The 26,991-nt window shown below is 49.7% G+C and carries 31 protein-coding genes; all 31 read right to left on the minus strand.

Features of this window, described 5'->3' with window-relative positions:
* Window positions 1-22: 22 nt before the first annotated feature.
* The 31 genes from ACX1C1_RS21400 to ACX1C1_RS21550 all read right to left on the minus strand — a co-directional run bounded on the left by ACX1C1_RS21400 (window position 23) and on the right by ACX1C1_RS21550 (window position 26,960).
* Window positions 23-787, minus strand: coding sequence for a hypothetical protein (locus ACX1C1_RS21400; RefSeq protein WP_458954166.1), 765 nt, complete (start codon window positions 785-787; stop codon window positions 23-25).
* A complete protein-coding gene (locus tag ACX1C1_RS21405) occupies window positions 723-968 on the minus strand; it encodes a hypothetical protein (protein WP_458954167.1) in 246 nt (81 codons plus the stop codon). Before ACX1C1_RS21405 ends, ACX1C1_RS21400 begins: the two co-directional genes overlap by 65 nt.
* A 72-nt stretch (window positions 969-1,040) precedes the next feature.
* A complete protein-coding gene (locus ACX1C1_RS21410) occupies window positions 1,041-1,604 on the minus strand; it encodes a hypothetical protein (protein WP_458954168.1) in 564 nt (187 codons plus the stop codon).
* A gap of 54 nt (window positions 1,605-1,658) precedes the next feature.
* On the minus strand, window positions 1,659-3,467 hold the full coding sequence (locus ACX1C1_RS21415; RefSeq protein WP_458954169.1) for a phage tail spike protein: 1,809 nt from the start codon (window positions 3,465-3,467) through the stop codon (window positions 1,659-1,661).
* 7 nt (window positions 3,468-3,474) lie between these two features.
* Complete coding sequence (locus ACX1C1_RS21420) at window positions 3,475-3,978, minus strand: hypothetical protein (RefSeq protein WP_458954170.1); 504 nt, start codon at window positions 3,976-3,978, stop codon at window positions 3,475-3,477.
* Between the two features lie 14 nt (window positions 3,979-3,992).
* Window positions 3,993-5,231, minus strand: a complete 1,239-nt coding sequence (locus ACX1C1_RS21425) for a hypothetical protein (RefSeq protein WP_458954171.1) — start codon at window positions 5,229-5,231, stop codon at window positions 3,993-3,995.
* A 10-nt stretch (window positions 5,232-5,241) separates the two neighbouring features.
* Window positions 5,242-5,640 (minus strand): phage tail fiber protein, encoded by a 399-nt coding sequence (locus tag ACX1C1_RS21430; protein ID WP_458954172.1) that lies wholly within the window; start codon window positions 5,638-5,640, stop codon window positions 5,242-5,244.
* A 17-nt stretch (window positions 5,641-5,657) separates the two neighbouring features.
* Window positions 5,658-6,305, minus strand: a complete 648-nt coding sequence (locus ACX1C1_RS21435; protein WP_458954173.1) for a distal tail protein Dit — start codon at window positions 6,303-6,305, stop codon at window positions 5,658-5,660.
* Window positions 6,202-10,017 carry a phage tail tape measure protein gene (locus ACX1C1_RS21440; RefSeq protein ID WP_458954174.1) on the minus strand — a complete coding sequence of 1,272 codons (3,816 nt, stop codon included), beginning with the start codon at window positions 10,015-10,017 and terminating at the stop codon, window positions 6,202-6,204. The genes ACX1C1_RS21435 and ACX1C1_RS21440 overlap by 104 nt, the downstream gene beginning before the upstream one ends.
* A 300-nt stretch (window positions 10,018-10,317) precedes the next feature.
* Window positions 10,318-10,725 carry a hypothetical protein gene (locus tag ACX1C1_RS21445; RefSeq protein ID WP_458954175.1) on the minus strand — a complete coding sequence of 136 codons (408 nt, stop codon included), beginning with the start codon at window positions 10,723-10,725 and terminating at the stop codon, window positions 10,318-10,320.
* A gap of 70 nt (window positions 10,726-10,795) precedes the next feature.
* Window positions 10,796-11,338, minus strand: a complete 543-nt coding sequence (locus ACX1C1_RS21450; protein ID WP_458954176.1) for a hypothetical protein — start codon at window positions 11,336-11,338, stop codon at window positions 10,796-10,798.
* Between the two features lie 21 nt (window positions 11,339-11,359).
* A complete protein-coding gene (locus ACX1C1_RS21455) occupies window positions 11,360-11,692 on the minus strand; it encodes a hypothetical protein (protein ID WP_458954177.1) in 333 nt (110 codons plus the stop codon).
* A gap of 3 nt (window positions 11,693-11,695) precedes the next feature.
* Window positions 11,696-12,100, minus strand: a complete 405-nt coding sequence (locus ACX1C1_RS21460; RefSeq protein ID WP_458954178.1) for a minor capsid protein — start codon at window positions 12,098-12,100, stop codon at window positions 11,696-11,698.
* A 2-nt stretch (window positions 12,101-12,102) separates the two neighbouring features.
* Entirely contained in the window at window positions 12,103-12,552 is a 450-nt protein-coding gene (locus ACX1C1_RS21465; RefSeq protein WP_458954179.1) for an HK97 gp10 family phage protein, read from the minus strand.
* Window positions 12,530-12,862 (minus strand): hypothetical protein, encoded by a 333-nt coding sequence (locus ACX1C1_RS21470; RefSeq protein ID WP_458954180.1) that lies wholly within the window; start codon window positions 12,860-12,862, stop codon window positions 12,530-12,532. The genes ACX1C1_RS21465 and ACX1C1_RS21470 overlap by 23 nt, the downstream gene beginning before the upstream one ends.
* Complete coding sequence (locus tag ACX1C1_RS21475; protein ID WP_458954181.1) at window positions 12,859-13,233, minus strand: hypothetical protein; 375 nt, start codon at window positions 13,231-13,233, stop codon at window positions 12,859-12,861. The genes ACX1C1_RS21470 and ACX1C1_RS21475 overlap by 4 nt, the downstream gene beginning before the upstream one ends.
* Window positions 13,211-13,564: a hypothetical protein gene (locus ACX1C1_RS21480; RefSeq protein ID WP_458954182.1), complete on the minus strand. Its 354-nt coding sequence runs from the start codon at window positions 13,562-13,564 to the stop codon at window positions 13,211-13,213. Before ACX1C1_RS21480 ends, ACX1C1_RS21475 begins: the two co-directional genes overlap by 23 nt.
* A gap of 46 nt (window positions 13,565-13,610) precedes the next feature.
* On the minus strand, window positions 13,611-14,696 hold the full coding sequence (locus tag ACX1C1_RS21485; RefSeq protein WP_458954183.1) for a major capsid protein: 1,086 nt from the start codon (window positions 14,694-14,696) through the stop codon (window positions 13,611-13,613).
* 28 nt (window positions 14,697-14,724) lie between these two features.
* Window positions 14,725-15,102, minus strand: a complete 378-nt coding sequence (locus ACX1C1_RS21490) for a head decoration protein (protein ID WP_458954184.1) — start codon at window positions 15,100-15,102, stop codon at window positions 14,725-14,727.
* Window positions 15,103-15,117: 15 nt separating this feature from the next.
* A complete protein-coding gene (locus tag ACX1C1_RS21495) occupies window positions 15,118-15,828 on the minus strand; it encodes a scaffolding protein (protein WP_458954185.1) in 711 nt (236 codons plus the stop codon).
* Between the two features lie 113 nt (window positions 15,829-15,941).
* Window positions 15,942-16,286 (minus strand): hypothetical protein, encoded by a 345-nt coding sequence (locus tag ACX1C1_RS21500; protein ID WP_458954186.1) that lies wholly within the window; start codon window positions 16,284-16,286, stop codon window positions 15,942-15,944.
* A gap of 72 nt (window positions 16,287-16,358) precedes the next feature.
* Window positions 16,359-17,405 (minus strand): phage minor capsid protein, encoded by a 1,047-nt coding sequence (locus ACX1C1_RS21505; protein WP_458954187.1) that lies wholly within the window; start codon window positions 17,403-17,405, stop codon window positions 16,359-16,361.
* 1 nt (window position 17,406) lies between these two features.
* Window positions 17,407-18,900 carry a phage portal protein gene (locus ACX1C1_RS21510; protein ID WP_458954188.1) on the minus strand — a complete coding sequence of 498 codons (1,494 nt, stop codon included), beginning with the start codon at window positions 18,898-18,900 and terminating at the stop codon, window positions 17,407-17,409.
* A 13-nt stretch (window positions 18,901-18,913) separates the two neighbouring features.
* Complete coding sequence (locus ACX1C1_RS21515) at window positions 18,914-20,176, minus strand: PBSX family phage terminase large subunit (RefSeq protein ID WP_458954189.1); 1,263 nt, start codon at window positions 20,174-20,176, stop codon at window positions 18,914-18,916.
* Entirely contained in the window at window positions 20,173-21,033 is an 861-nt protein-coding gene (locus ACX1C1_RS21520; protein ID WP_458954190.1) for a phage terminase small subunit-related protein, read from the minus strand. Before ACX1C1_RS21520 ends, ACX1C1_RS21515 begins: the two co-directional genes overlap by 4 nt.
* Before the next feature lie 46 nt (window positions 21,034-21,079).
* Window positions 21,080-22,564 (minus strand): NUDIX domain-containing protein, encoded by a 1,485-nt coding sequence (locus ACX1C1_RS21525; RefSeq protein ID WP_458954191.1) that lies wholly within the window; start codon window positions 22,562-22,564, stop codon window positions 21,080-21,082.
* Between the two features lie 91 nt (window positions 22,565-22,655).
* On the minus strand, window positions 22,656-22,880 hold the full coding sequence (locus tag ACX1C1_RS21530; protein WP_458954192.1) for a hypothetical protein: 225 nt from the start codon (window positions 22,878-22,880) through the stop codon (window positions 22,656-22,658).
* Window positions 22,881-23,050: 170 nt separating this feature from the next.
* Window positions 23,051-23,965 carry an HNH endonuclease gene (locus ACX1C1_RS21535; RefSeq protein WP_458954193.1) on the minus strand — a complete coding sequence of 305 codons (915 nt, stop codon included), beginning with the start codon at window positions 23,963-23,965 and terminating at the stop codon, window positions 23,051-23,053.
* Between the two features lie 89 nt (window positions 23,966-24,054).
* Complete coding sequence (locus ACX1C1_RS21540) at window positions 24,055-25,341, minus strand: site-specific DNA-methyltransferase (RefSeq protein WP_458954194.1); 1,287 nt, start codon at window positions 25,339-25,341, stop codon at window positions 24,055-24,057.
* Between the two features lie 27 nt (window positions 25,342-25,368).
* Window positions 25,369-25,998, minus strand: coding sequence for a hypothetical protein (locus ACX1C1_RS21545; RefSeq protein WP_458954195.1), 630 nt, complete (start codon window positions 25,996-25,998; stop codon window positions 25,369-25,371).
* Window positions 25,995-26,960 (minus strand): hypothetical protein, encoded by a 966-nt coding sequence (locus ACX1C1_RS21550; protein WP_458954196.1) that lies wholly within the window; start codon window positions 26,958-26,960, stop codon window positions 25,995-25,997. The genes ACX1C1_RS21545 and ACX1C1_RS21550 overlap by 4 nt, the downstream gene beginning before the upstream one ends.
* Window positions 26,961-26,991 lie beyond the last annotated feature (31 nt).

A 26,991-nucleotide genomic window follows, 5' to 3' on the forward strand; every position in this document is an offset into this window, starting at 1 on the left:
TAGCTCCGTACGCTTCATCCCTTCAAGGTGGGCATAACTTAATAATCGAAAATTTTGAACCTGGTCCCGTCGAAGATGTCCCTAATATATTCAGTGTATTAGGGAAATCATCCTGATACACTCTGATTCTAATGTATTCACCAACATTTAAGTATGCGGTTGTTGTAACATTAAGACGCGTCGCGTTCGCCGATCCAAAACCCGTGATATATCCAATTGCCTCATTGTCTGCATTTTTCACAACTTGAATGTTACGTTGACCGTTTACATTTTCCTCAATAGTGATCCACGCATTAATAAGATAAACACCAGAAGTATTGATATTAATCCTTGTTGGATCTAGCGAATCAAGAAATTCATCCGTATCATAAGTTTGTACATTCCAGTCAGGTGATGTCCATTCAAATGTTGGACAAGCCTTATTCAAGTTACTTCTATACTCAGCTCGAGGAGGATTCGTAATATCCGCCAACTGCGCATCATGATTCTCAATATTCTGGCGCATTGATTCATAATCTCGTTCGGTGAAGTTACGCGCAATTTTACTACCGGCGCCCCACGATCGCGGACTGCCTTGAAGGCCACGTGTAATGCCTGACAGGTTATTGCCAGATTTGCCTGTGTAAAGAATCGTTTCAGCAAGCTCACCTTGCCCGATTACAGCAAGGTTCGGAGCTGCTGGCAGTGCTGCACCGTTAACCAGCGTCGCCGTTGTTTGGCTGTTATTGATCGCCGCAGCCAGTTCCGTGACCGGACTGTTGACCATCCCCGAGTACATCATTTGCATGTTGTTCACTTCCTTTCTCAAACGATTCAATCGCTCTGTCAATTTCCGCTCGCACAGACTTCAAAATAACCGCCTCGCTTCCCGGCCAGAGATGGAGGAAACCCGTAATAATGTTCGAAATTTCTTCTTTCGGCCGATTCGGATCCGCCTCAATGACAAGTTTCTGATTAATGACAGCCAATCGAATTCCTCCCAACGCAAAAAGCCCAAACCTGTTAGGGCTGGGACAATAAGCGAATTATAGTATTAAATATTACTTATGCAGCGGATTGTTTCCTGTCGTGCCCGACTCTGAATACAAAGGATTTTTCTCAATCTCGGCAAGTTCCGCTTCGAGTTCAGTGATTTCGGACTCGTACTCGGCGACTCGCCCTTTGATGTCCACAATTTTGCCGCGGTAGATTGCGACTACCTCATTTTCCGGCGAAGACTCCTGTTTAATAAGAGTTTCATACCCGAAAATAGCGTTCTTCTCGCCTACTATAACTGCATCTAGATACCGGAGCCTGGACTCTATAATCTCTACTCTCGTTGGCTCGTATGAGTTCATGCCTTCTTCCTTCGTTTCAAGGAACACCTTACCTTGTTCGAAATCGACACCCATACCTGCTATCTCCGCTATCTGACGAACCGGTGCGTAACTACTATTGTTTATGATTGGCACGTCACCAACCTTCTCTCCGTCAACGTGAAGTTCCCATACGTTGCCTACTTTCGATCCGACGAGCTGATTAATCTCCGCTGCGAATGCGGAACCGGCTGTCATAACCGTTGCTCCTACAAGTGTCCCCACGATAAAATACGATAACTTCTTCATGTCGTCATACCTCCGGTAGTTTTCCACCATTATACAACGGAAGGCTCCGGACGACTATCCACCTAATGCCGTTATTCTTGCATCCAACGAGCTTAGTTGGGCTTGAAGCCCGGTAACGCGAGCGATTGTGAGTCCGGTAACAGTCGCGGATAGGTCGAAATGAACTCCCGCATTAAACGTTGTGTAGGCATAAAAGTTATGGTTCGCCATCGAATTTAGTATCCCACCCGAGACGCCTAATTGTATCGCTCCACCCCGAGGGCTCCAAATCTGACCGCCAGAACCTCCGCCTTGTATTTGCAAACTCGCTTGAAGATTATTATCGTTGTGAATCGTAATAGTAGCGAACCCGCTAGTTAAACGAACGAAGTCTCCACTCACCGCTGATTGCACAGTCGTACCCGTAATCGTACCGCCTGTTATCGTCGTCCCCATAACGATACTCCCGATTATACTCCCGCCGACAATCGAGCCTGACCCGGATAAGTTTCCGCTACTAATCGTCCAGCCGCCAATCGTGCCGGAGGTCGCCGTAATCGATCCCGAAAAGCTACCATTAGCCGCCTGCAACGTGCCGCTGAAATACGCATTCCCCGTCGCCGAATCCTGCCATATCGTACGGACGCCTGACTTGTTAAATAACGCAAGTCCATACTCTCCCGGAGCTGTCTGGCCGATCCGTACCATCGTCCGGTCTTGATCATCAGCGACACGCATTCCATATCCATCTACAAGCGTGATGCTGTCATCATATTTCTGGCCCTTCAGCACTGCGTTCCGATTCGTAAACGAGATGGCCTTCTTGGATCCAACCGTCGCTTGGAAAATATAATCTGCCGTTTTGAATTCTCGGAAGTTTGTTAAAACGACACGTCCTGACTTTCGCTCGAACGGGAACCGCTCAAATTCGATTGCGCGAGCATCGAACGAGTACCCAAGCACCTCATCGAAGCAAGTCACCGTGTCGCCAGCTTCACGGATCTGCTCGTCTAAGTAGTCATGATCGATTTTTTCAAGTTGGACGAAATCGACGTCATACGAGATCGACGCCAGTTCATACTTGACGAGATGCTTCTGCATTTCATCCAGCAGTCTGGCCTGTGTCTCGATGTCAGGGAATTCAACTTTGCCCATGAAAGGATTGGTTGGATCAAAGTATACAGAATCGATATATTTGACCGAATGACTTGGCAGCCCCTCGATGGTTAGTCCGTTTTTCCCGTAGCCATAGAGTCGAGTAATTCTCTCCATGTCATGGCTCTTACGCTTAATCCCAACCATGTTATGCCGATAGCGCACGCGCGCACCATGGTTTCCGCCCTTACGTGTGGTTAGGGTGATATCATAGTTGTCGAAGGACAATTCCGCAATGTACAGTTGTCGGAGCTGCTGCAGCAGATTTATTTTGATATCTTCGCCCCAATCAAAAATATCCTGTGCCGGGAAGCTGCCCTCGACAGAAAACGAAAACGGCGTATTGGCTCCAAGCATTGTCAACATCTCTACGAGTGACTTCCCCGCTGCGAAATCAATATAGTCGTCGAGAAAATAATTGCCGAGCGTGAATGCAATATGGTGAGCCTCAACCACTTTGTAAATCTTCCCGCCCTTCCGTATTTCTTGTACATTGCGAATGCGGAAAATCTGTCCGCGCTCCACGTCGTTGGGAAACTTGATGTCGTTACCTTCAACCAGCAGACTGTACCTCTCCGAATCGTTGTCTAGGCGTGGATATGTGAAACGAGTGTAAAATTCACCGTTCACCACTTCTCGAACCATTACTTGCATGGCGTTGAGAAGGAATGCTCTCCGGGTTCCGCCCGACCACAATTCCAATGTTTGATTCGTTTGTTTGATGGCCAACGCCCCCTTATACGGTCAATTCCTGATTGATGACTTGTAGCAACACGCTGCGCGTTATTTCCCCGTCCACGTAAACGAGCTGATTCATACCCAGTGGCAGAAGAAGAAAATCCCCTTCCATTAGCGGAATGGCATTCTGCCCGTCAATGGTGAAAGTCATCTCCTTAGAGTTAATCTCTGCAATCCCGTTAGGGGGCAAGATGCCGGAGTAGCTTATCTCGTTGATCCGGTAATGAGATAAGTTGCCGCGCAGACTAGCCTTGCCTGATAGACTTGCTTTCTGGAGCGACAACCGGAACAAATTCACGGACACCGCAGCTTCCACCGACAATCTCGCGGCACTTACGACGAAAAACCGCAGTCCGGATTCGGCTGACAAATTTAGCTCCAACTGTATATGAACAGTTGGGTCAGCATAACTTTCGGCGGTTGCACTCAACTCGGAGGAGAGGCTTAGCATCTCATCGGGCTGATTAAATCTTGTGCTGTTAAACTGTGATCGATTAAACATGCTTGACCTCCCTACTAAGATAAAGTGTCCCGCGCTGTTACCCGCAGTAGTACGCCTCTTTGCATTTCTACATCGCTGTATTCAATGTGATTCACTCCGGGCGATATGCCAAACCAGTCGCCCTTCATCAGATGGCGGGCATCTTCGCCATATAACAAAAATAGCAGCTTGCGCGAATCAACCATTATGAAATCGCCCGGTGCGAAAGAACCGGTGAATACCACCTCGTAAGCTTTGTATCGTTTGAAGTGAGCCAGTAAATTCGAATTGGTAGACAAACCCACGGAACTGTACTGGATGCGTTTCAAGGCTACATTTAGCGCGCTATCTGCTGACAACGCCACTTCAAACATCAGCGCTCGGTGAAATATAGCCTGAATTACTGATCTCCCGCTCATGCGGGCAGCGCCAACAGCAACCAATGCGGTATCGGAGGTCATGCTTCCGCTTGCAGTATATAACCCACCATTACGCACTATGCGCGTCACTTTCGATATGATTGATGCATCTGCTGAAAGATCGACCCTCCCCCTCAACAGCCGCACGGCGCCCGCTTGGATATTTGCGTCCGCTATAAGCGAGGAAGCACAGGTGATGACGTGTATAGTTTTGCTTGTAATTAATGAATCCGCACTGAGCACAGCCGCCATGGTTGCGGTTCGCATTTCATTTGCTACTACCGACGCTTTAGCAGATAAGTCTGCGACGAATAACCGTGTCAGATTACCACCAGCTGATAAACTGGCATTAGCCGATAATACGGAGTCAGATCGAACGACCCGAACAGCTACAGCAGCAGACGAAGCTTCAGCAGGCAAATCTGTTTCAAAGTAAGCTACTCGCCGACTGTTTGCAGCAAGCCCTGAGTCGGCTGAAATTGCCGCTTTCGTCGCCCGAGTCAACAGACTACGTGCGGACAACTCACCAACCGCTGATATAAGCGCGCGCGGACGTAGTACAGAGCGGCCAGACGCTTCCAACATTCCTTCCGCGACCAGCACACCTCTCATCAAACGCGCAAGTCGAGGAGCAGCGGAAAGCACCGAGTCTGCTGACAGAGCGGCGCGAACTCCGAGCTCAAGTTTATTGCCAGCGATTATCGCCGAATCTGCGGACGATCCCGATCCCCCCCGAACCGTACGGAGAAATGTAGCACCAGAGCCCGAATCTGCCGAAAGAGTAGCGGAACAAAGTACCTCCTGTACTTCGCTGCGGTTGAAGGGTTGCCGATTAAATCCGGCTAGGTTGAACATCTACGTCACCTCAGTCGAGGTCGAGTACAAGCTCCCCGGCCAAAAATTTGAGCTGGTCATTTGAAAGAATTGATCTGGCATTCGTAACTGGGCCGTAATAAAGCAAGTTACCACCTGTCGACGCGCTGCGTAATCCAACATGCGACACCGTGCCCCAGTTAGCAGTCGCAATGGGGAATGTAATGTCCGCCGAATTTGAAATGGTGGCCTTGTTGCTTACTTGCGTAGGCGCCGAGAACGCAACAGATTGCCGCGCATATGATCCGCCTGTAACCTCCGTCCCCGAGTCGGCCTCGGTCGGATCGCTTATATAAAGCGCGAGATAAACGGTAGATGGCGAAGTGAATGCCGTGTTGCGAAAAACGGCATTAAGGATTGCTGTTTCGAGATAATTGCTCATTGCTCCCATGTGTATTGCCTCCCTGGTCAATCGACCTCTGAAATGGTTTTTACCGTAAAGCCGTTAATTGTATTGCTCCCCACATTGGTCAAGCGGATGACTGGATATGACGTCTCCGTTCCGCCCACCGGCACAAACATACTTTGCGGGCTATTAGTGACGAGCATCTCATGTATCTGTTCAGGTCCGTAAACATATGGATCTGTGCACTTCATTGCAAAATCGAACTGGCCATAACTACCGAACTGCTGCGTCCCCAACTTGCCGGTGAACTTTGCATAATAAAACCGGTCAGGCATCTCGTCGAAGACAAGTAAGGCCGCCGGCAGTGTCGGTTTGATCCAATTCAGAATGAGGGACTGTTGAAGCTTCACAGGAGTTCCTATCTGCTTCATGTCGACCTTCAGATCGATGGTTCGTTTCCCCCATTCGGTACCATAGTCAACTGTGCCGGCTTTACCCGTGACTTCGTCTTCAGCCTCGCGCAATTCCGGAGAGTTAACGCTATACGATAGCAGATCGAGTCCCAACTCGGAGCAATGTCGGCCTCGATACGTAAAACCATACATCTCATCCACCTCCAGCAAGCTGCTTGCGGAGAATTTCGGCCGCTTCTCCGCCAGCATCCCGGCCAAACGAACGAAGGTCAATGCCGTCTTCAAAGACCGGATCATAGACCTCCATGAACTTCTCGATATGAATGTTGCTACCACCGAATTGAGAGGAAACCAAACTGCTTATCTGGTCTTTCGTCAATACCGGTTCACCGCGACGCAGAATAGCGGTGATCTCATCAGGAGCGAGATCATAGGGCGAGCGGAAATTCATTTCGCCGGCGATACCACCTGTGTGATACAATGGCGCGCCGTTCTTATACCATTTGCCCTCTGAGCTATTGTACGCCGCCCCCATACTTTCCCCGATCGCTTTGTTATCTTCGGATAACCGCTTTTTGCCCGCGGCATCGGCTGTATGCCACGCGGCGCTGTTCGCTTGCATTTGAGCGATTTTAGAAGCATCCACTCCCGACGATCCACCGCCTCCCCCACCAGATGAGGGCATTGAAATGGAAGACTGGTAGGATGCCAGTGCTTGCACCAGCGTGGCCATCTCCAGCTTGATCTGTTCATTTGTCGTCTTAAATGACTTCAGGCGCTCATCGTCGGCAAGCTTATACAATTTGGTCAGGTCGCCGGCCAGGTCCTCAGTCGATAACCGAAGGTCATCATAAAATGACTCGATGTCCTTCTTCTGCTTGTCCAGCGCATCGAGTTCCTGATCGCGCTGATCCTCAAGATTTCGCTTCTGCTGATCGACATCCATCTGGCGGAGCTTCTCTTTAAGCTCCAAATATGTTTTCTGGCCGCGCTCAGACGTAGCGTGTTGGTATTTATCCATTTCGGCGACGAGCTCATTGCGCTCCTTCAACCGCTCGGAATCGTCTATGGCCTCTGCCTGGTCATCATAGAACGCCTGAATCGCCATCCGGCGGTCATCCAGCGAGTCCAACTCCGCACGTTTCGCTTTGTCGATCGCATCGATGGTGCGCTTGACCGCATCCTTCGCCAACGTCTCCTGCTCCCGAGCCGCTTCCTGCTGCTCCTTCTCTGTCCTCCGGATCAATTCCACTCGGAGATTGTACAACTGTGTGTCCGCCTGCTTGTAGTAGTCGCTATCCTTAGCGTACCTGTTTCGTACCCGCGTCCACGCCTCCATCTTCATCTTGGCAATCGCTTCCTCCGACTCGCCGGCCAACACCATCCGGCGCTCCTCCTGTAGGATCCAATTCGACGAGTGTTCAAAACGATCCCGCGCGGCCTGCTCCGTCTTTTTCGTTTCCTCCTCGCGGCGCTTGTCTTCGTCATCGGCCATCTGCTTCTTGAGCTGGTGGATCCTAACTTCAAGCTCCATCCGGATGTCAGCGTTATGCTCGTACTTCTTCCGGAGGCGCTCGAGCGATTCGACTTCCTGCTGCTCAATTAGCAGGTCCATGTTGTGCTTGTACTCAAGCAGCTTTAACGATTCCTGGAAGGCTTCACGTTCGAGCTCGGCTTTGGTTTTCGGCTTACTTCCGCTCTTCTTCTCTTCTACAGGAGTGCCGGGCGGATCCGGAGTACGAAATGCATCAATACCAACGGTCAGATCATCAAGCAACTTCGATGCTTCGTTTATATCGTAATTGCCTTGGCTGATTTGATCGACCAAGCGCTTCTTAGCGCCTTCGACAGCAGCTTCCGACTGAGATCCCAAGAAATTTCCAAGAGCCCCGGATATAAACGGCGCCGCTTTGGCGGAATCCCCTTTCCCCTCCAGCCGTTCCAACTCCGAAATCGATTCACGCGCAAGGCGAACACGTTCTTCCGCCTCCGTTTTCGCAACCTGTATGACCGTCTTCGCTGACTTAATAGCAGCATTCACTCGATTCTCCTCACCGGAGATGTATCCATCGAGTGCGTCTTTATTCTTAATATGCCAGCGATTCTCCTCGTCCAACTCGGCGATTAGGTCGGGGTATTCTTGCTTGAGCTGCTTGATCACCTCGGCCAGCCGCGCCTTCTGCTGTTCGGTCAATTTCGCAATGGAATTGAGCTTGTCATATTCATCGGATAACGTCTTAAGCTCGGACACGGTATCGGCCAATGCGATTTTCTCGCGCATCGTTTCACGTGTAAGGGCGACTTTGGCACCAAGTGCCTGTTCAGAAGCCTGCTGCATCCCACGAAGCGCGAATCGTGCTTCTTCCACATTATCGAAGTCAAGAGCCTTAAGCTCCTTATCGATCGCTTTAATTGCATCAGCCACATCTAATAAGGCATGTGTGTTCTCAATGGAGCCGAGCCCATTCTGGGCATCGGACATCCGCTTGTTATACTCTTCTTCGAGTTTGTTCCGACGTTCCATGATCTCGTTGAGTTGCTCCATATTACCCTGAAGCATTTTATATTCATTTGCGCTCAGATTAATGGGTGACTCTCTGAGGGCTTTATTAAGCTGCTCTTGGTTGGCGGTAAAAGTCCGAACAGCTTCAGAGGCTTGATTGGATGCGATCGTGTAAGCTCCTACCCCTGCAATCAATGAACCTATTGCCAGAATAGTCCATCCGATTGGACCCATTACCGCATTGAGTGCCACGAATGCAACTGCCAGCGCACCGACTACAGCGATAAGTGCGGTAACCGCGGCAGCTGCCGCCGTCAAACCAGTAACCGTGTTCTTATTCCCATCTGCCCAGGTCGCGAATCCCTTGATTATCGGAGTCAGCAATTCCAGAATTCGTTCCAAAGCAGGAATGAAAGCTTCTCCAAGCTCAACCCTCGCTTCCTGCATCGTGGATTGGAAGGAAGCCTGCGTTCCGGTGTACCCCGTCATAGCATCGTCTGCATTGCCGGCAAATATGGCGCCTTCTTCGATCATTCCGTTAAAGGCAGCCTGGACCTTCTGTGCTTCTGTCAGCTTAGCGGCGGTCGTCCCGATCGACTTGGCATAACGATCTTGCATGACCGATAGGTTAGTCGTGATACCGGCGGCGTCGGTCAAGTTGGAGTTGCCTGACTTGACACCTTCCGCCACTTGCTTGATCGCTTCGCCCCAGGTTAGATGTGACTGCCGGTTGTAAGCTGCGGTATCCGCAGTCGCGGTAATGATTCGTTCAGTATCTTCGAGAGATAGATTCATGGTCGTATAGGTTTTGACCGTGTCGGCCAGCATGCCCTTGTTCAATCCCCATCGATCGGCAAGTTTGTCCGCCAAATCAACTGCTTGCTCCGTGTCGACGTTGAACTTGTCAACTACAACCGACAGCCCGCGGTAGGAACTCGCTAGTTGGTTCGCCTCGCTGGCCAACGTTTGCACTGTGCTGACTAACTTCGCAAGCGCTGCCCCAGCTCCAAGTCCTGCGATACCGGCGGCAAGCCCCTGAATACCTTTACCAGCTCTGTCAGCGGCACCGTCCGTATCCTTCAGCCCCTCATTAACCTTATCAATGTCCGGCCGCCGGCTTCCCAGTTGTTTCAATTCCTCTTCGAGTTGCCCGACGCGGGTATCTGCCGCCTGCGCCTGCTGCGACATCTCAGTCAACGCTTGCTCCAGTGCCTCAATCTGCTTTTTCTCCGCACCCATCTTCTGTAATTCTACGACGACTGCGCCAAATCCCTGTTCCATTTTGGCGGGATCGATTTTCTTAAGTTGTTGTTCGATTGCCTTCAGGTGGTTCGTATTGGCGGCAATCTTTGCCACGGCAGCATTCATCCCGTCAAACGACTTAGATGTCCGCTTGCCTTCCTCGCCGAGATCTGCAATGCCCTTCTTCACCGCTTGCACTTCCTGCTTCATCTGAGCTGATTCTGCAGTAAGACGTGCGCGCAACTCACCAATTTGTACTGTCATATAATCACCTGCCCTTCATGCGGAGTTTCAACGCTTCGTATTGTTCCTGGGCCGATTTAGGCGGAACCGGCGGAGGTTTCGGAAGACGTTCGCGGTGCCGCTGGAGGATCGCCTCGCGTGCTTGGGAATCGGACATGTGCGGGAATGCTGAAATCTCGATTTGCTCAAGTAGATCCCGCGCGCGCTGTTGACCACTGTGCTCGAGCAGCTCTGGCAAGTCTATCCAAGCATACTCATTCTCAATCTCGTATTGTGTCTTCCCCAGTGCGATGCTACAGCGCAGAGCAAACTCGTCCCATGTTATCCTTTGGCCTGTTCCATCCGTGACAGAATGCTCTGAACGAACTGCTGCGCCATCGGCGGAATCAGGCCGCTTACGTTTCCCAAGGCGGCGTTAATATCGTTTCGCTCCCACGTAAGCTTCAGAAATTCGGTACATTCCGCCAGGCTGGCGTGCTCGTCCAGGTACTCGATCGGCAAATCACTCAATAGCGCGGTCAATTCGTAAATCTCATCTATGGCAACGTCGGCGGCCGCCACGATAAAGACCGCCCGGTCATTTTCGGGGGTCAGGAAGAGCTTGACGAGATACTCGCCGATCGTGCCAATATGCTCGGTCAACTTCTTTAGGCGCGCGCGGGTCAGCTTTGGGACCTCCACTTGCTTACGACCAAGCTGTACGCGGTCTTTTTTGAAAATAGAAAGCATAACGATTCCCCCTATGGGATTTTTGAAAACACGAAAAAGGGAGCCGCGGCTCCCCACTAAAATCATAAAGTTATGCCGTTGCTGTGATGTCGCCCCAACTATAGACGAGGCCTTTCGGCGTTGCATCCAGATCTGGATACCCCAAAGCGTTAACCGGCATGCGTAGATTGTTGTCCAGTACAAAACCATAATTGGCATCAAACTTCAACGAACATTTTGCAATGTAGATAAAAAAATTCGGGTCCGTGACTCCCTGCGGCTTGATAACAGCGCGCTTCGCTGGCAACACCTGCCCCGCAAGACCCGTTACGTCATATCTTCGTTTCGTGCCATCGATAACCTCCGTTACGTCGGTGTCGAACTTCACGACTTTCGAATAATCAATGGCGGCCGATTCAAACGCGACGTTCGCAGTCATACCGGTTTTCACCGTTTTCAAAGGTGCAGTGCCAGTCTGATCGGCAGTCGGCTCAAAATACGTCGTTGTAGTGGTCAGGTTAATGCCACCTTGCGTCAAATCGAAAGTGATGGCACCAACCGCCTCCGTACCATCAGGATTAATATCCCAGATGAAAATACCAGGTCCAGCGTAAATCTGTTCAGCAACTCCCATCGTTGTCTCCTCCTTTTAAAATTAGGGCAAGCTCAGCACGCCGACTAGCACATCGGTTTCATCGGAAACATCGACATGGACTGAACCATCGTGATTGTACGGCTCAATAAGGAACGGTCCGATATAACGCTGTGCTGCGGCCGGAACGGAGATAACCTTCGTGCCGCTTCGGCCATACCGGTCGGTCACCATAGTAATCGTCACATCGACTGATGCTGCACTACCATTGTCAACATACATCAACTGGCCGCCATTGTTTTGAAACTGCATTCCGTCGGTTGCATCGGCTGCGATCGTGCTCATTTCCACGCCGTTGAGCCCCGCAGTAGTGCGGGGAATGGTAACTCGTGGCATTGATCATGCTCCTCTCACTTGGAATATGAAATTGGTCGAATACATAGACCTGTCCTTATCATCGAGCCCCAGCGGGATCGGATTAGACTGAACCGCTCTGCTCGACCATACATAGGCGGTACCGGCGGTGTAATTGGTTCGCTTGTGCATGAAATCTATCAAGCGCTTGGCTTCTGCTTCAGCGATCGCTTTGTTGGCAGGGTTGGTCTTGTACGACTTGCCTTTGATAATAATCTGAAACGTCGGGCTGTCACGCGGGATGTAATCGTGAGGCGCATAGCCTCCGGTGCCGAAGACAAATAGCATAGGGTACTTATCATCCTGAAGTCCCGGAGGGATGAAGCCCTCGTCTGGGAATACATTAAAGCCCGATAAGGCCAGAAAGTTAATCAAGTCCTCCGACAGCAAGGTCATCCCTCCAGTATCTTCGATAATTCCTCAATGATCAGCTTCTCGTTCATTTTAAGCGCGCGCTCGAGGTATTTCTTGCCTGGGAGCTCACCGTTATATGATCCTTTGCTGATCGTCTTCTCGCCAGGCTCAAACACGACTAACGTGCCTTTCGATGTAACACGGAAACCTTCATGTTGTGCGACGGCGTAATGGTCGACTTCTGGGCTTGTGCCCACATCCACATACATCCGGCCCATCATTTGCATGACTTCTCCAACAACGAGCGCTGCCTCGAGGTCGCCTTCATCCAGCGGAGCTAAGCGCTTTGCATCGTGGATAACCTTATGAGCAAGCTTCACAAGCTTTTCCTCGAGCTGCTTGTCCAATTCTTCCGTAAATCGCTCAAGCTCGCCGACCATTACCTCTATGCCTTCGAGGTTGAAGCTAAAGCCGCTTCCCTTTGCCATACACGATCACCTTCTTAACGTCATCGGTGCCGAGGAACTTCCGAACTTCGTAATGCGCCACGTCTATACGCAACTCCGCGCCAAGTTGGTCCGTGTAGAGGAAGTAGTCGTCGAAGCCGAGCGGCACCGCACCTTCAATGTGGATCGTATAAGCGATCTGGACTTCCTCGCCGCGAGCATCTAGAATTAGCCGTTGCTCCTCGACGACCTTAGCAGCCCTCGACGTCTCAGCCGGCGGCAGTGGCCGGCCCCATTCGTCAAACTCAGAATGAAAGTGACGCACCGCAGCAGGGTACCCGAAGATACTCATATCAGCATCCCGCCATACTGCGGTACCACTGCATCATCGTCGTGTTCGCCAGCAGGAGGGCCGAGCAACACAAGAACGTCTGGAGCGACCGCTGGCCGTACGCCATCCTTAAATGTGACGGACTCGCCACTATCCTGCACTGTTTTGACATTATGCTTCTGATACTTCAGCGCTGGGTCGACGCCTTGCAGCTCCCAAACCGCTTGATACGCGACAAGTGCGACTACAAGCTCAATCTCCGGGTACCAAAGAGTCAGTTTGCGTTCTGCCTGCTTCACAGCGACAGATTGTTTCTGCTCTCCAGCACGGAGCCAAGCCTCCGAGTCAAGCATGTTGTCGACGATCCAATCATTTACCGTCAGTCTGTCCATCAGCATCATCCTTCGTGCCGGCTTTGCCCTTGCCTTTTGCGGCAGCAGCCTCGGCAGTCTTGCGCTCTGCTTCTTCCTTCTCTGCTATCGCGTTGGCATCAGCTTCCGCCGCTAACTGCCGGCGTTCAAACTCCTGTAGACGGGTGATCTCGGCACGCATCGCTTCGATTTCATCTTTCCCTGTTGGTTTCGCCAACTGCTCTGCACCGGCAGCTTCGGCCGCTTTCATTCTGATCAGCCGGCGCGCCTCGGTGTCTGGCAGCTTCACGGTTTCGCCCGGTTGCCTCCACTGACCATCTACCTTGGTCAATGCTGTTAATTTTACATGCATCGTTCTCAACTCCTTTCAAAAGAATAGAGCGCCACTGGGGCGCTCATTAAATGACTGTGGCCGACATGACGCTGTCCGCGTAAGGATATACAGGGAATGCCAGGTTAACGCCGACCGTACGCAATCGCAGAGGATGCTTGCTAACCAGATCACGGAACACATAAATGCCCATGTCGCCAGTCAGCTCTGCTTCGATACCGTCGACCATGGATTCCGTCGTCTCAGCCCACAAATAGTTGCCGAGTGGACCGTCAGGAAGCATGACGAAGCGATCTAGCGGCGCCATGCGGACCGTCGTAAATGCGAGCTTCCCGCCCGTCAGTGCATCATTCTCGGTGCGCGCCTGCGTGTCGTAAGCTACGATACGCGGCAGTCCCAGCGAGTCCGTAACGGAATCCAGTTGGGCTTTGGTGAGCTGCGGCGGGTTTGCGCTGCCGGACGGATCACCGTGATAAGCAAGCCGGACCGACTTGTTCTGAAGCAACAGCGAGATGATCTTTTGAGTCGTGAAGGCGCGGCTCAAGCGCACGCCGCGGTCAGCTTGGTACTGGAACCACGTTTGAATATCAGTAAGCGGCGTCGAGTTTACAAGATCATCCCACTTATCTGTGCTCGTGAGAATCGGCTTCTGATCGTTGACGTAACCGTAGTCGACGCTGATCTTCACGTTCCCTTCGGCATAGCTAATCGCGCCGACTGCAACGGCCTGCAGCGCTATCCACTCGCGGCGAGCGCGGACGGCATCAACAGCATACTTTCCATCATTGAGCTGCTCACGAACGATCGACGCTATCTCTTGCCGGCGCAGTCCGCCGCCCTGGTTGGCCATCAGCAGCATTCGGATCAGCTTCTCGTCCATCCAGCGGCCACGCTGAATTTTCGGGATCTCGACTTGCGTTCCGGCTACACCTTCGCGCGAGCCGTACGCCGTCTCGGTGCCGAGCTCAGCGATTTGTGCCATAACTGGCAGACGGGACGATGCTTTAATAACATCCACCGTCAGTTCGTCCGTCTGCTGTGGTGGGAACAACACGCTTTGCCAGTAATCATTCGGCACTGTGACGTTGCTCGTATACGTCAGCAATTCCTCGCCAGATAGTGCCTCTTCAAGCAACAACAATTCTTCATCCATAGATATTATTCAGTCCCTTCAATTCTAATTAGGCAAATACAATGTGCGGCATTTTCCCACGTAATGTGGCGTCAACAGTTACTGGAATACGAGCCGAAATAACCTTCGCCACTTCATAGCCACTGACGACATGATCGCCACCTTTCACGTTGACCGTGCGTTTGAGAATGACTGTCGGGTTCTGGCTGCCATCCTCACCTTCAGCATCATAAGGTACGTATTTGCCTGATGCCGTCAGTTTGGCCATTGGCATTCCCTTCTTGATAATCTTATTGCCGTCACTGTCTGCGGTCACGGCAGACGCGTCGATCGTAATGCCGTTCGTTACTTCCCGCACTACATCGAGCGATGCGAGAATTTCATAGTCCGAGTCGACCTCGAACCGGTTTCTCGGTTGCAGTCGCATTTGATTTCACTCTCCTTATCGTTTCCAGGGATCGTTGGCTGCCGGTGCCGCCGTTCCGGTTTCTTGTGCCAACTTCTTCATTCGCTCAAGACGGTCTTTTTTGTCGATACCACCACCACCAGGCACGTTCGCACCAAAAGCGCTGGATCCTGGCTTCTGCTTTCCCAGATGCGGCTTCTTCTTCAGCAGCTCCTCGAGCGCTTCTTTCACGCCAGTCAGATTGCCTTTGTCATCTTCCTTGACCGTGGACAGATCAGCGAGGGCGTGGGCATCTTCCCAATCAGCGAACCCGAGTTCATTCGCCCAAACCTTTACCTCGGCACGGAGCAACCGCTGAAACGTCTGTGTCGCTTGTTCCTTTTGACTGACGTCGAGCAGCTCCTTGGCACGCTTTTCGACATCTTCCATCGTGAGCGTCACCCCATCACCGTCTTTGCCTTTGCCTCCGCCTTCCGACTTCTTCAACACAGCTTGCATGGCTTCAACGGAGTCGAAACCCAATTCCTTGACCAATGCCTTCTGAGCAGCCTTTTCGGCACGAGGCAATCGTTGTCCCATCATTGCATCTACTTCGGCCTGAGTGAATGTCTTCTCCCCGCCGCCGGCGCCACCGCCGTTACCACCATCTCCGCCGTCTCCTCCGGAGCCGCCAGAGCCACCGCCATCCCCTGCAAAAAGCTGAAGATTTAAGCGAAATCGATATTGCCTTGCTATTGTCTCGTACATAATGACCTCCTGTTTTAAGTCCGGGTGGACTAACCTCGAGTAGCCTTTTAGTGTCATGCCACGGTTTGGACAAAAGAAAAAGCCACTACAACTATGTAGTGACCTCAACTTCTCTACAGCTTTTTCGCTCTATACTTGTTTACTAGCTCGTCGCAGAAATTCTTGTACTGCTGGTCATAACTCTGGTTCATTACTTGCTGGGCAAAAATAGTCAATGATCCCACTGAGTATGAATCGCCTAATAAGTAGTACACTTCCCATGCATCCTCTTCGCTGCTCAGCAAGCGATAATTACCATTTCCCAATCTTTCTTCGCCATTGGGAAATTTGCCTCGTTGTTCAATGCATTTATACAATTCTTGATCATCAATATCTGGGACTGTCTCGAGTACCCAAAATGTGAGGACATCCCCTTTTCTATCAGACTTCTTACGCACCTTCACAATAAATGCTTTCACTGTTCAACACTCCTTTATTTATGATAGTTATGTTCTAACCATAAAACAGGTATGTTGTCAATGAGCAAACTGCTATTCATTCTTCATTCGGACGTTGACTCTACGATAATTCTCTTGCAGCTCACGGTATCGCTTCGTGTCCCGCGCCTTCTGACTCGCGAACGTCCGTAGATCTGGCGTGTCGTTCGGCAACACCGATTTGTATCGGATCCACTGCTTCCTGGTCTCGTTCTTCCAGGACTTGTCACGCTGCATCTCATTGTAACGGCGGATATTTGCTTCCGTCCTGTTGTCGGTAAACGGTCGGTTCGACGTAGCGATCATCCGCTCGACCTCGTCAGCCGGTGTGTACTCCTCGATCCAAGCTGAGATGGAATGAACACAGTGCGAATGGTACGGCGGTCGGATCTCTAACTTGGGAAATCGCGGATCGTTTCCGCTGATGCTGTACACCCTGCCCTGGTACTTGGAGCAATACTCGCAGGTGATACCGACAAAATTGACGTAGACCAGGTCAAGCCCGTTCTGAACGATCATGTTCTCGGCTCCGGTGACATGCGCCTTCCGCTGGTGATAATGGATAACACCATTCATGTACTTGTCCGCTGGGATCTGTGCGCCGTTTTTGGCCACGATGCCGGTGATGCCCCGATTGTTGATGTCAGCAAGGGCTTGTTTCGTCGCTTCGCGCCGGCTAAGCCCTTCAGTAAGAGAGCGCTCGTTTGCCGTTCGGACGGCATCCTCAATCCGGCGCTTGGCATCAGCGCTCATGTTGTCCGATGCCTCGAGGATTGAGTAGAACGCATCATCCATAATCGCTTGCGCTGCTGGTTGATGGATTAATGGCTTCAGCGTCTCATCAATGGCTTCTCGAGCCATTCCCACCGCGGATATCTGTTTAACGGCTTCTGCTGCGCCAGTACGATACTCATCTCCGATCAGGGCAGCCGTCTGCTGCCCGGCTTGCCTCGTCAGATCTGCGATAATTTCCTCGATATGGCGCATCAGTATTTCCTTACGCCTTCGACCAATACTACCATCCTCCAGCGACTGCACGAGCTCCCGCAGCCGTTCATCTGCACGGACGTACAACGCGATAATCTGCTCCATCGTCGCCATGCTACACCGTCACACGAGGCGGTTGTGCAAATGTCGGGTTAAAAGCTCCCGCTGCTGCTTGCTCGTCCTGGATTTTCTTAATTTCTTCACCGATCGCCTTCTCGGACCAGTCCGGATGGATTCGCCGAACGGTCGTCTCGAGTGATTGCACACCTGCGGCATACTTCTCCATCTCCTCCCGATCACGCTCAGACTCGGCCCGCGGAAGCAAGTCGCCCCATTCGACGATCGGATCCTTCGCTTCCATATCCTTGCCGCCGAGTACGTTCTCGAGGATGGTGCACTTCCGAATGGCCGACTTCAACGCCGAATCAAACTTGCTCTGCACTGCTTCGGCCTTGATGACGCTTTGAATCCAGAGGTACAGCAGCGCAACGCCAGAATCGCCCTTTGCATCTTCCAGCCCGGCCGCCTGCAGCGATGTCTTAGAGACAGCAAGCATGTAACGGATCAGCCTGGTTACATGGTCGAAGCTCTGCTCCGTTTTGGCGTCCCAAGTAATATACATCGGCACGGCCCCGTTCTTCTCATCGTAACTGACAACCTCCAGATCGGCGTTTCGGACGAAGCGCTGGCCGTAATGCTTCTGGTTCTGTCCGGCAACGGTGTCCCATAGCGCGCGTGGAATCGCGAGCTTTGGCTTGCCGTGCTTTTCAAATACGATCGAGTCGCGGGTTATAGTCCAGTTGATCTCCTCCTGCAGTACGTCAATGTTCCGGAGAGCGGAGCGGCCACGGGGATTACCGAGCGTCTCTTCATTCGGCACGTTGCCGCAAAGTAGCTCGGTTACACCCAGGAGCTCGGCATCCTCCGGCACGTCGACGCCATACTCCACTCCGTAAGCTCGTACGTTAACTTCCTCATTCACCATGTCACTCTCCATCTTGAACGCGAGCTGCTGGACTTGCAGGCCAGTGTCGGACAGCATCTGCCGTTCAACGCGGAGGAATCGCTTCTTGTTGCCTGCTTCGCCCCATTCCTCAATCCAAGCTATGTCCGCGCCTTGCTCGTCGTCATGGGGAAGGAAGCGGTCGGCGAATAGCCACTCGAACCACACGCGGCCACGCTCATTACGGCGTACCCTGTAGGCGATTGCGCCGTCGACCTGTTGCTGGTTTACGGCCATCCATATCTTCTCGTTGACCTTCGAAGCCGAGACGACGGCAGAAACGAATTCGAGCTCCTCTCCTTGCTCAATGTCCGCCGACACGTTGCCGAGCGCCCGGTTGATCAGATCCGCCGGCACCTCAGCAACTAGGCAACTGAAGTTAGCCACAATGTACGGGTGATTGGTCTGGATGCTCTCGTGTGTCTGCTCCCATTCCCGCAGGCTCTTTCGGCGCCACTTTGTTCGCCGATCAGCTCCGACCATCCTGGCGCGAGGGAAGATATCGGCGTGATCGCCATCGTACAGCGCACGATAATACAACATGGACTCCGTCTCCTTGTCAAATGGTGGCGGCGGAAACTTCTTCTTCAAATAATTGATTGTCATGTGAATCTCCTTTCTACCAACTGCCGAAACGCTGGTTGCTGTAGTGCATCTCCGGCCGGCGCAGCGGCTCCGCGGCATACCGCAGTGCGGCCATGGCGTCGTCCATAAAATTAACCGGCTCGTCCAGGTAAAGCCCCGTCTTTTTGTCCTTCTTCCACGACCATTGCTGTATTTCTTTGATCGTGTTCACACAATCGGGGTGAATGTGAATCTTCCGTTGTTTCAAATAATCGATCTGTGCCTGCACGCTGCCTGGTTCCTTGACGACTGCAGTCGCATTATATCCGGCATTCTGCCACATCTGGATGCGGTCCGGCTCCGCCGAGTCGCAATACATTGACAAATACTTGCTCAGTTCTTTGCGGTCAGCCATCTCAATAATTTGTCCGGTGTCCAGCTCGTGCACATATATTTCGTCGCAAATAAAAAACTCACCATCCTTAACGCCGACGGTGAGAATCGCATTTGCATGGTTGAAGCCGAAGTCTTGCCCGATATGCATCGTATCGAACATCTGGAATGATGTATCGAAATCGTGTATGACTAAGTTCTTGAAGATCAGGCCACCAAGCTCGCCCCATTCGCCGAGGCCGTACACGGCGTAGCCATCCGGATCCTCGAGGCGGCGCCGCTCCATCCGGCGGTAATACGCCGGGTCGATGAAGCGATTCTGGCGGTATGTGGAATGATGTGCCAGAACATCCGGGCTTTCGTAATCGAAATACTTCCGCTTGATCCAATGCTGCGCCGAGACCGGGTTGAACGTGAACGTGATCTGATAGTGCAGATTCGGATTCAACAGAATGCCGCGCAGCCGGTCATCGAGAATGTCGACGTCCGATTCCTGAAGCTCCGTCGCTTCCTCCACCCATATCCAGACGAGCTTGCCGTGATTAAAGGTGATTGACTTCAACTTTTCACGGTCATCGGCATGATTTACACCGCGGAAGATGACTTCATTGCCGGTTACTCGGCTCCGGATCGACAACGGCGACCGTAGTACTTCCCAATATTCATCGGCGCGTGCACCGTATATCCGGTTGATCGCGCCTACTAGTTCCGCATAGGTACTGTTGCGGTTAGTCTCATTGACCTTCCGTACGCAGAGCAGGTTTGCCCCAGCATACTTCGGATCGCCAAGCTTAAGGATGTAATCCTGAGCAATGTTAACGGACTTACCGGAGCCGGCGCTGCCGCGGAGTGCACGATACCTACGCTTCGTACGATTGACCTGACGGAAATGGCTGTTGAACTGTACCTTCACAGCCGCGTTCATGGTTGATCGCCTTCCTCATCGTCTCCATAATCAACAACGATGTGGAGCGGCTCCTTGACATCGTTGACTCCGAGCTTCCTGGCTTCACCTCGAAGCTTATCGACACGCGCCTGCTGTTCAGGGCTGGAGATCTCATAGAGCAATTTGATTGCTTTAAGCTTCTGCGCCTGAACGCGTGTCAATCCTTCTTCGGTTTGGAGAATGCGTTCAACAGCCGAGACGGTCTTCTCCTCGATCTCCGCCACTACCAGCTCATCGCGGGAACTAATGACCGTCTTCATTTTGCCGGAACGCTCATCATTAACCGGGATAGCTTCCTTGATCGTCCGGAGTTGCTGCAACTCCCGCCGTTGGGTCTCGGTAAGGCCTCCGGTCAACCGTTTGATTCGCTGAAGCATTCGACGCTCACGAATGGACAATAGTGCTATCGATTCAGCCGCTAGCGTGGCTGGATCCGTATCGATTTCCCCTAGAAGTTCCTGCTCATCTTCGTCCAAGGTATCGAACCAGATAGACTCATGCTCCCCAGTCGTGACCGCCTTCTTGTTGCCGAACGGTCCGCCCTTCCCGCCGCGGTTGCCTTTGGCGTTCTGGTTGCCTCGAGGCGCGCCGCCTTTGTTGCCGACGGCATTATTGTTACCTTTAGGCGCTCCCCTTCTTTTGGTAACGTTACTATTGAGTTCAATGGTAACGTTACTATTCAGATCAGCCGCCCATTTGTCCTGGCTCTTCCACTTTCGAATCTGGGTTTCCCCGAGACCAAGCGCGGCAGCGATGTCCTTAAGCAACATTTTGCCGCCGCTGTCCAGCCACATCTTCTTGGCAATGTCTCGATTTGGGCTTCTCTCTTTTGCCATTACATAATCACCACCACCATGTCTAGAATGGGACAAAAAATCCCGCCTAATTAGACGGGACCGGTTGTTTATTTTTCTTTTTTTCGGCCAAGCGTTTTAACAGATCTACGAATATCTCATCAGCTGACAAGAACGTATATTGATCAAGTTCGGAAGCAGTAACCCACCTTAGCTCACTGTGTTCGGTCGGTTCAGGATCACCACTTATTAATTTTGCCATGAAGGCCATGATTCGGTATGTTCCATTTGAGCCCTGAACCACACTTTCACCAAAGTACCTTTGCACCCTTATGTTGACACCGAGTTCTTCCTTAATTTCTCTTCGCAGACACTGCTCAAGACTCTCTCTACCTTCAACTTTACCGCCTGGAAACTCCCATTTCCCTGCCAAATCATCATCGCCTCCTCGCCGGGCGATAAGAATCTGATCATCCGTTTGAATGATTGCAGCTGTTACAGTTATTACATCTGCAGCGTGATGCGCGGCCCTGTGGCAGTTAGGACACAAGGCCACGGCATTATCCACTGTGTCTTCTCCACCCTCGGCTAAAGGTTTCTTATGGTGCACTTCTAAATAAGGTGTTAAGTCTCTTCTAAGGAAAGGTGCCGGTTTGCGACACTCTTCACAGATTCCTTTGGATCGCTCAAGGACTTCGACAATCACATCTGCATTTCTTACAAACTGATTGGATGTAACCACTACGGTCGAGGGTATCTTTGGCGCTGAATGTAAACGAGTTCTCCGCTCAGCTTTATTACGGATTCTCGAAGTCTGAACATGCTTACTTACTTCTTGTTCATACTCCTTCTGGGTAACAACCTTGTCCGTAGATAGTGAATCTATTTTGTTTAGTATGAACCAGCGTGAACCATCAGTAGGATCCATTTCGTCTTTTGAATAACGATAAATTCCTTTCAAATGACATTGTTCGTTCTGCTTTTCAAATACGTAAATTGGGACGTTTAAGTTTGCAGAATTAATGATCGCAGTATTATACTTGTAATCTGTTTTGAAGTTCCCTTTCAAACTGAACATATAGTACTTTAATACGTCATAACTTCCCAACCATTCATTTGGGTACTTTCCATCCTCAAAAGTCGCCTTGATAAAGATAGCTTGATAATTAGGCTCATTACCAATTAAATAGATCCCTGACTGAGTGTCATAGGTTTGAGAGTAGATTGAAATATCCCAAGAAGAATAAGCTCTACCAAGTACAAAATCATCTAGAACCGTGACGTCGTCGAGATATGGGCCGAATTTTGCTACAAACTCCGGATATAAATCCTCATATGCCTTTAAACCCAGCTCCTTAAACCTGTCGTATAGCTTCCTTTTGTCGTCGCCAACTGGAGGCACGGTCTCAAATCGCTTTAAATACCTAGCTAGGTCGCCGATTTTTTTAACCCGGTTTATAATGATTTTAGAACGTGTTACCTTATTTTTGTATTCTTTCTCGAGCAGCGGATGATTCAGAGCTGGTAAGTCAACTTCGTCTTCAAGGAATTGTATCGCCTGACTAATATGCAAGATAGACACCCCTTCAAATTGGCAGTAAATAACCAATTCGACAAAGATCTATCTCAGTCCTTTTGTTTCTACAAGTTTTGCATGTGACCAATCAATAATCGTCCTTTTGCAATTCGATATCCAGCTCAATCAGTTTCCGTAAATCATCAACCGTCTGAACCTCGATTCGCCCCTCCTGGAAGTCCTTGACCCATCGGGCGACGGCCGCCTTAATTATTCGGCGGTACTGCTCCTTGCTCTCCATGATCCCCTGCGAGATCTCAAGCTCGTGCTGCAGGAGTAAATCATTATTCGAACACTCGTTCGATTTTTTCATTGCGAAACACCCCACCATCCAGTAATATGGATATGAGATCGTGCGTTCGTATTTAAACCGTGGCCACGGCTGTGCACGATCTCGGCCGGGTGTTTCCGGTCGGACTCAAGTAAGAGGACGTTAGCGCGTCCTCTTTTTCATAAAAAAAACCGCCAATAGGCGGTATTAGTTCAAACATACTCCAAGACTTTTTTGTATACATAATTTCTATGATACTCGAGATAAGGTATGTGCTGCTCTGTTATATTTATCTTCATTTGATGATGCACGTTTGACAGAATTTTATTGTGGTTTTCAAGCAATGGAGAAACCAAGATCCCCCCCTCGTTATCAAAACTGATGAAACCTTTATCGAACAACGTGTCATGTGCGGAGCATAATAGAAAGCCATTAAATTGATCTAGCCGTTCTATATTATTTGATGCGCTCCAGGGCTTAATATGACTGGCTCTTAGCAATTCAGGATGGTCGATGCCGCACAGTTTGCATTTATTTTCTAACTTACGCAAGCTCTGCTTAAAAACCCCCTGTCCAATCCTGACTTTAACTATTTGTTCCCTGATTGTTTCTGCAAGTTCTTTATGAACTTCTTGCTCAATTTGATTTATTACTTCATCTTCATCAGGTGCTATATCGTGAGGTTGAACTCCTAAAACCGAAAAGAAATACTCAGCAAGTTCTTCACTAATTGAAAATAAATAACCAGTATTTCCTCGTCCGATAGAATTAAAAGGCGCATACTTATCGCCTTGTATAGCCAAAATAGACTCCATGTGATCTTTATATCTAATGGTAAATGGAGTTTCTATATAGGTAGCTGCTACCTTCCATCCCTCTTGCCCCCACTGGTCATCAGAATCGAAATCAATAGGTTTGTTTGATTCTATGCAACTTCCTTTAGCAATGATAATAGAATGCAATTCTCCATCAACGCTATTAAAAATAACATCACCTTTTTGAACCTCAGTCATTCTTGTCCAGTGATGTTCAGATTGGCCCTTTTTATTTTTTTTTGGAGCCCATAAAAATCCTCCAGCCTTTTCTTCCTTGAACGTCTTGTTTTGAAATACAAAGAAATAGCTCATAGTATCCCCCAGTAGCAGATATATAATTTATAAGATGAATTATAAAAGAAATCACGGTCCGAGGGAATTATAAACAAAATTTCTTTCTCTTAGCTATTCCGATGTAATAATATTGGTTCAATGCCAGTCGCTGCCAAGAATCGTTCCTTGATTACATCGCAGAATACCGGATCCAACTCCAGCAGCCGACATTCCCGGTCCATTTGATCGCAGGTCATGAGCGTGGAGCCGGAGCCGCCGAAAAAGTCGACCACGACGTCATTCCGCGCGCTGCTGTTAGCGATCGGGATAGCCAGCAGCGGCAACGGCTTTTGTGTGGGATGAACGTACGCGTTGACGTTGCCGCGGGACACTTCCCAAACCGTGGATGGCTCCGGCTCCTCGGCAGGTAGCCCAGAACGCCAAACTGTCGATTGCTTACGATCGCCATACCACGCTGGCGCCTTGCCCTTTAGGTGAGCATAGAAGACCGGCTCATGCTGCCAGCGATACTGACTCCATCCGAAGGAAGCCGCGTTCTTCACCCACACACATTGCGACCGGACTTCAATGCCGGCCGCCTCCATGGAGTCCTCAAACTCTCGCTGGTAGGACGATGGATGAAAAACGTAGATCGCCGCCGTAGACGCCATGATATCGGCGTACCGCTCGAAAACTGCATGAAGAAAGCCCGCGAAATCCTCCGCGGGCATGTCATCATTCATTATTGAGCTTCTACCAGCTGCGGCCAACCGCTCGGAGTCACTCTCAACGGCCACGTTGTACGGCGGGTCCGTCACGATCAGCGCCGCCTTGGCGCCATCCATCAGCAGTACGACATCAGCTTCATCCGTAGCGTCGCCGCACACCAGCAGATGCCGGCCAAGCTGCCATACATCGCCGCGGCGCGTCTCGGGCTCCTTGATCTGCTCGAGCGTGCGACCAACATCGAAGTCATCCTCTACAACCGGATCGTCGACTTCAATGTGGTGTGGCAACGTTGCGATCAGTTCGCCAATCTCCTCCACCTCGAAACCGCTCAGTTCAAGTTCGGCGCCGCTGGCTTGCAACTCTTCCAGCAGCCTGGCCAAGGCTTCCTCATCCCATCGGCCGGAAACCTTATTGAGCGCCAGATTGAGCATACGTTCCTGCTGTTCGTCCAGGTCTACGACAGATACGGACGCCTCCGTGTCGCCGCGGGCTCGTAGGATCTTGTACCGCTGATGCCCGCCGACCATGTTTCCGGTTCGCTCGTTCCAGACGATAGGCTCCACGTATCCGAACGCCTCAATACTGCGCCGCAGCTTCTCATATTCCGAATCGCCGGGCTGCAGATCGGCGCGGGGATTGTACTCTGCTGGATTGATGCGGTCGAGCAAGATAGTTTGAATGTTCATGATACACCTCCAATAAAAAAACGCCTGCTATGGCGTTTTTTCATCTTCTTTTAACTGTTGAATAGCGCTAGCAATGGCATGACTTGAAAATAACTGATATAGATTATAAATAAAACATTTCATTTCTAATACTGAATTCAGAATAATCGTTATATAAAGACCCATTAAAAATGAATAAAAAATGTTATTGGTTTGAAGCTCCAGACCAGGTAGACTCCAATCTGGCGGAATGTTATCCAATATAATTATTGCTACGTAATTAAATACGATTATAAACAAGTACAACATCGAAAGTGAAAAAAAGAAGTAATTGTATTCTTGAAATTTACTTCTCTCCTTTACACTTACTTTCAGTAATGCGATCAAAGTCTTTCCATTCGTTAATGCTTGGAATATTGAATAGCCTGTTATAACAATTGCAAATATAGCTAATATCAATGTCTGAGTATTTTCAATAATTTTTTTAGTTGATTTAAGGGCATCTACGTGATTTACGAAGAAAAATAAATAGAGAGCGCAAAGAAAACACAAGAAGACTACCAAAGTCCAGAATCTTCTTTTTGAAGGTTTTAATAAAGTTATGCTCTTAATAAGCAACTTATTAGAACTGTCATCATTTAGAATTTTGCTGATTGATTCTTTTATCGCTGCATTCATTTTTCCTCCAGTTTACGCTTAAAAATATGCTCTAATTTCGAGAAGTATTTATGGTATATGCTATCATTCTCTTTGCTAGTCTCATTGTACTGTTGCTGATTTATTACTTTACCAGAAATCACGTCTAGATTATCATGAAATGGAGCACTATCATTTAATTCAATTTTGGTGCTTTCACTAAAATCATTTTCACGTAACGTTCTTTTCGAACCATTTCCATAAATCACTCTTAAAGTAGGTCTAACAGTGCCCTTAGTGTCTTTCAGTACTTCAGTAATCTTTTTGTGATTTTGAGGATTGTTAAATTGAGCACTTCCAGTTTTGCTGTCTACTTCTTCCAGCATTTCTCTCAGTTCATTAAACAATTCGTTTGTTGAAATGTCACCATTTAAGGGATAGAACCTAAGAACTGCACTTTCAATTTTATTTATCTTTTTCAGTTCCTCTTCAATTTTACCTGCGTAGGGCACAGTCACAACATTCAGTTGTGGTCTTGGCAACTTATCCTCATCATTTTTAGTTGTCTTATTATATTTTCCAACATACGCACTTAGAACATGCGTAGCTGTTCTATCAAAATCACTGACAGTAGGACTGCCTTTTTGGTTTTTAACCAGCGCCATCCTATGATTTTGAAGATTAATGATAAAATAAGAAAATGGATCCGATGGAATAAGATCATTTGTTGCCATTAACTCTCCCTTGTCATTATACCTTGTTTTTATTTCAAGGTGTGTCCTTTTCACTATTAATCCTACTAAAACAAAAATCCCATTTTTCATGCTAATCTCAACATCTTCAAATAAAAAATCACTATCAGTCCTTTTATTCTCGTACACAATTCCCTCTTTAAAAGCAGGTAGTATAACTGACTCAAATTGACTCAGTAATGGTTCATGTTTCTTATTAATAATGAATGTGCAGTTGAAATTTGCAACGTAAAGATTTTTCATTTCGACCAATAGTCCCATCTCCTCATTCGACATTTCCCTA

The organism is Paenibacillus sp. strain BS8-2, from assembly GCF_054483835.1.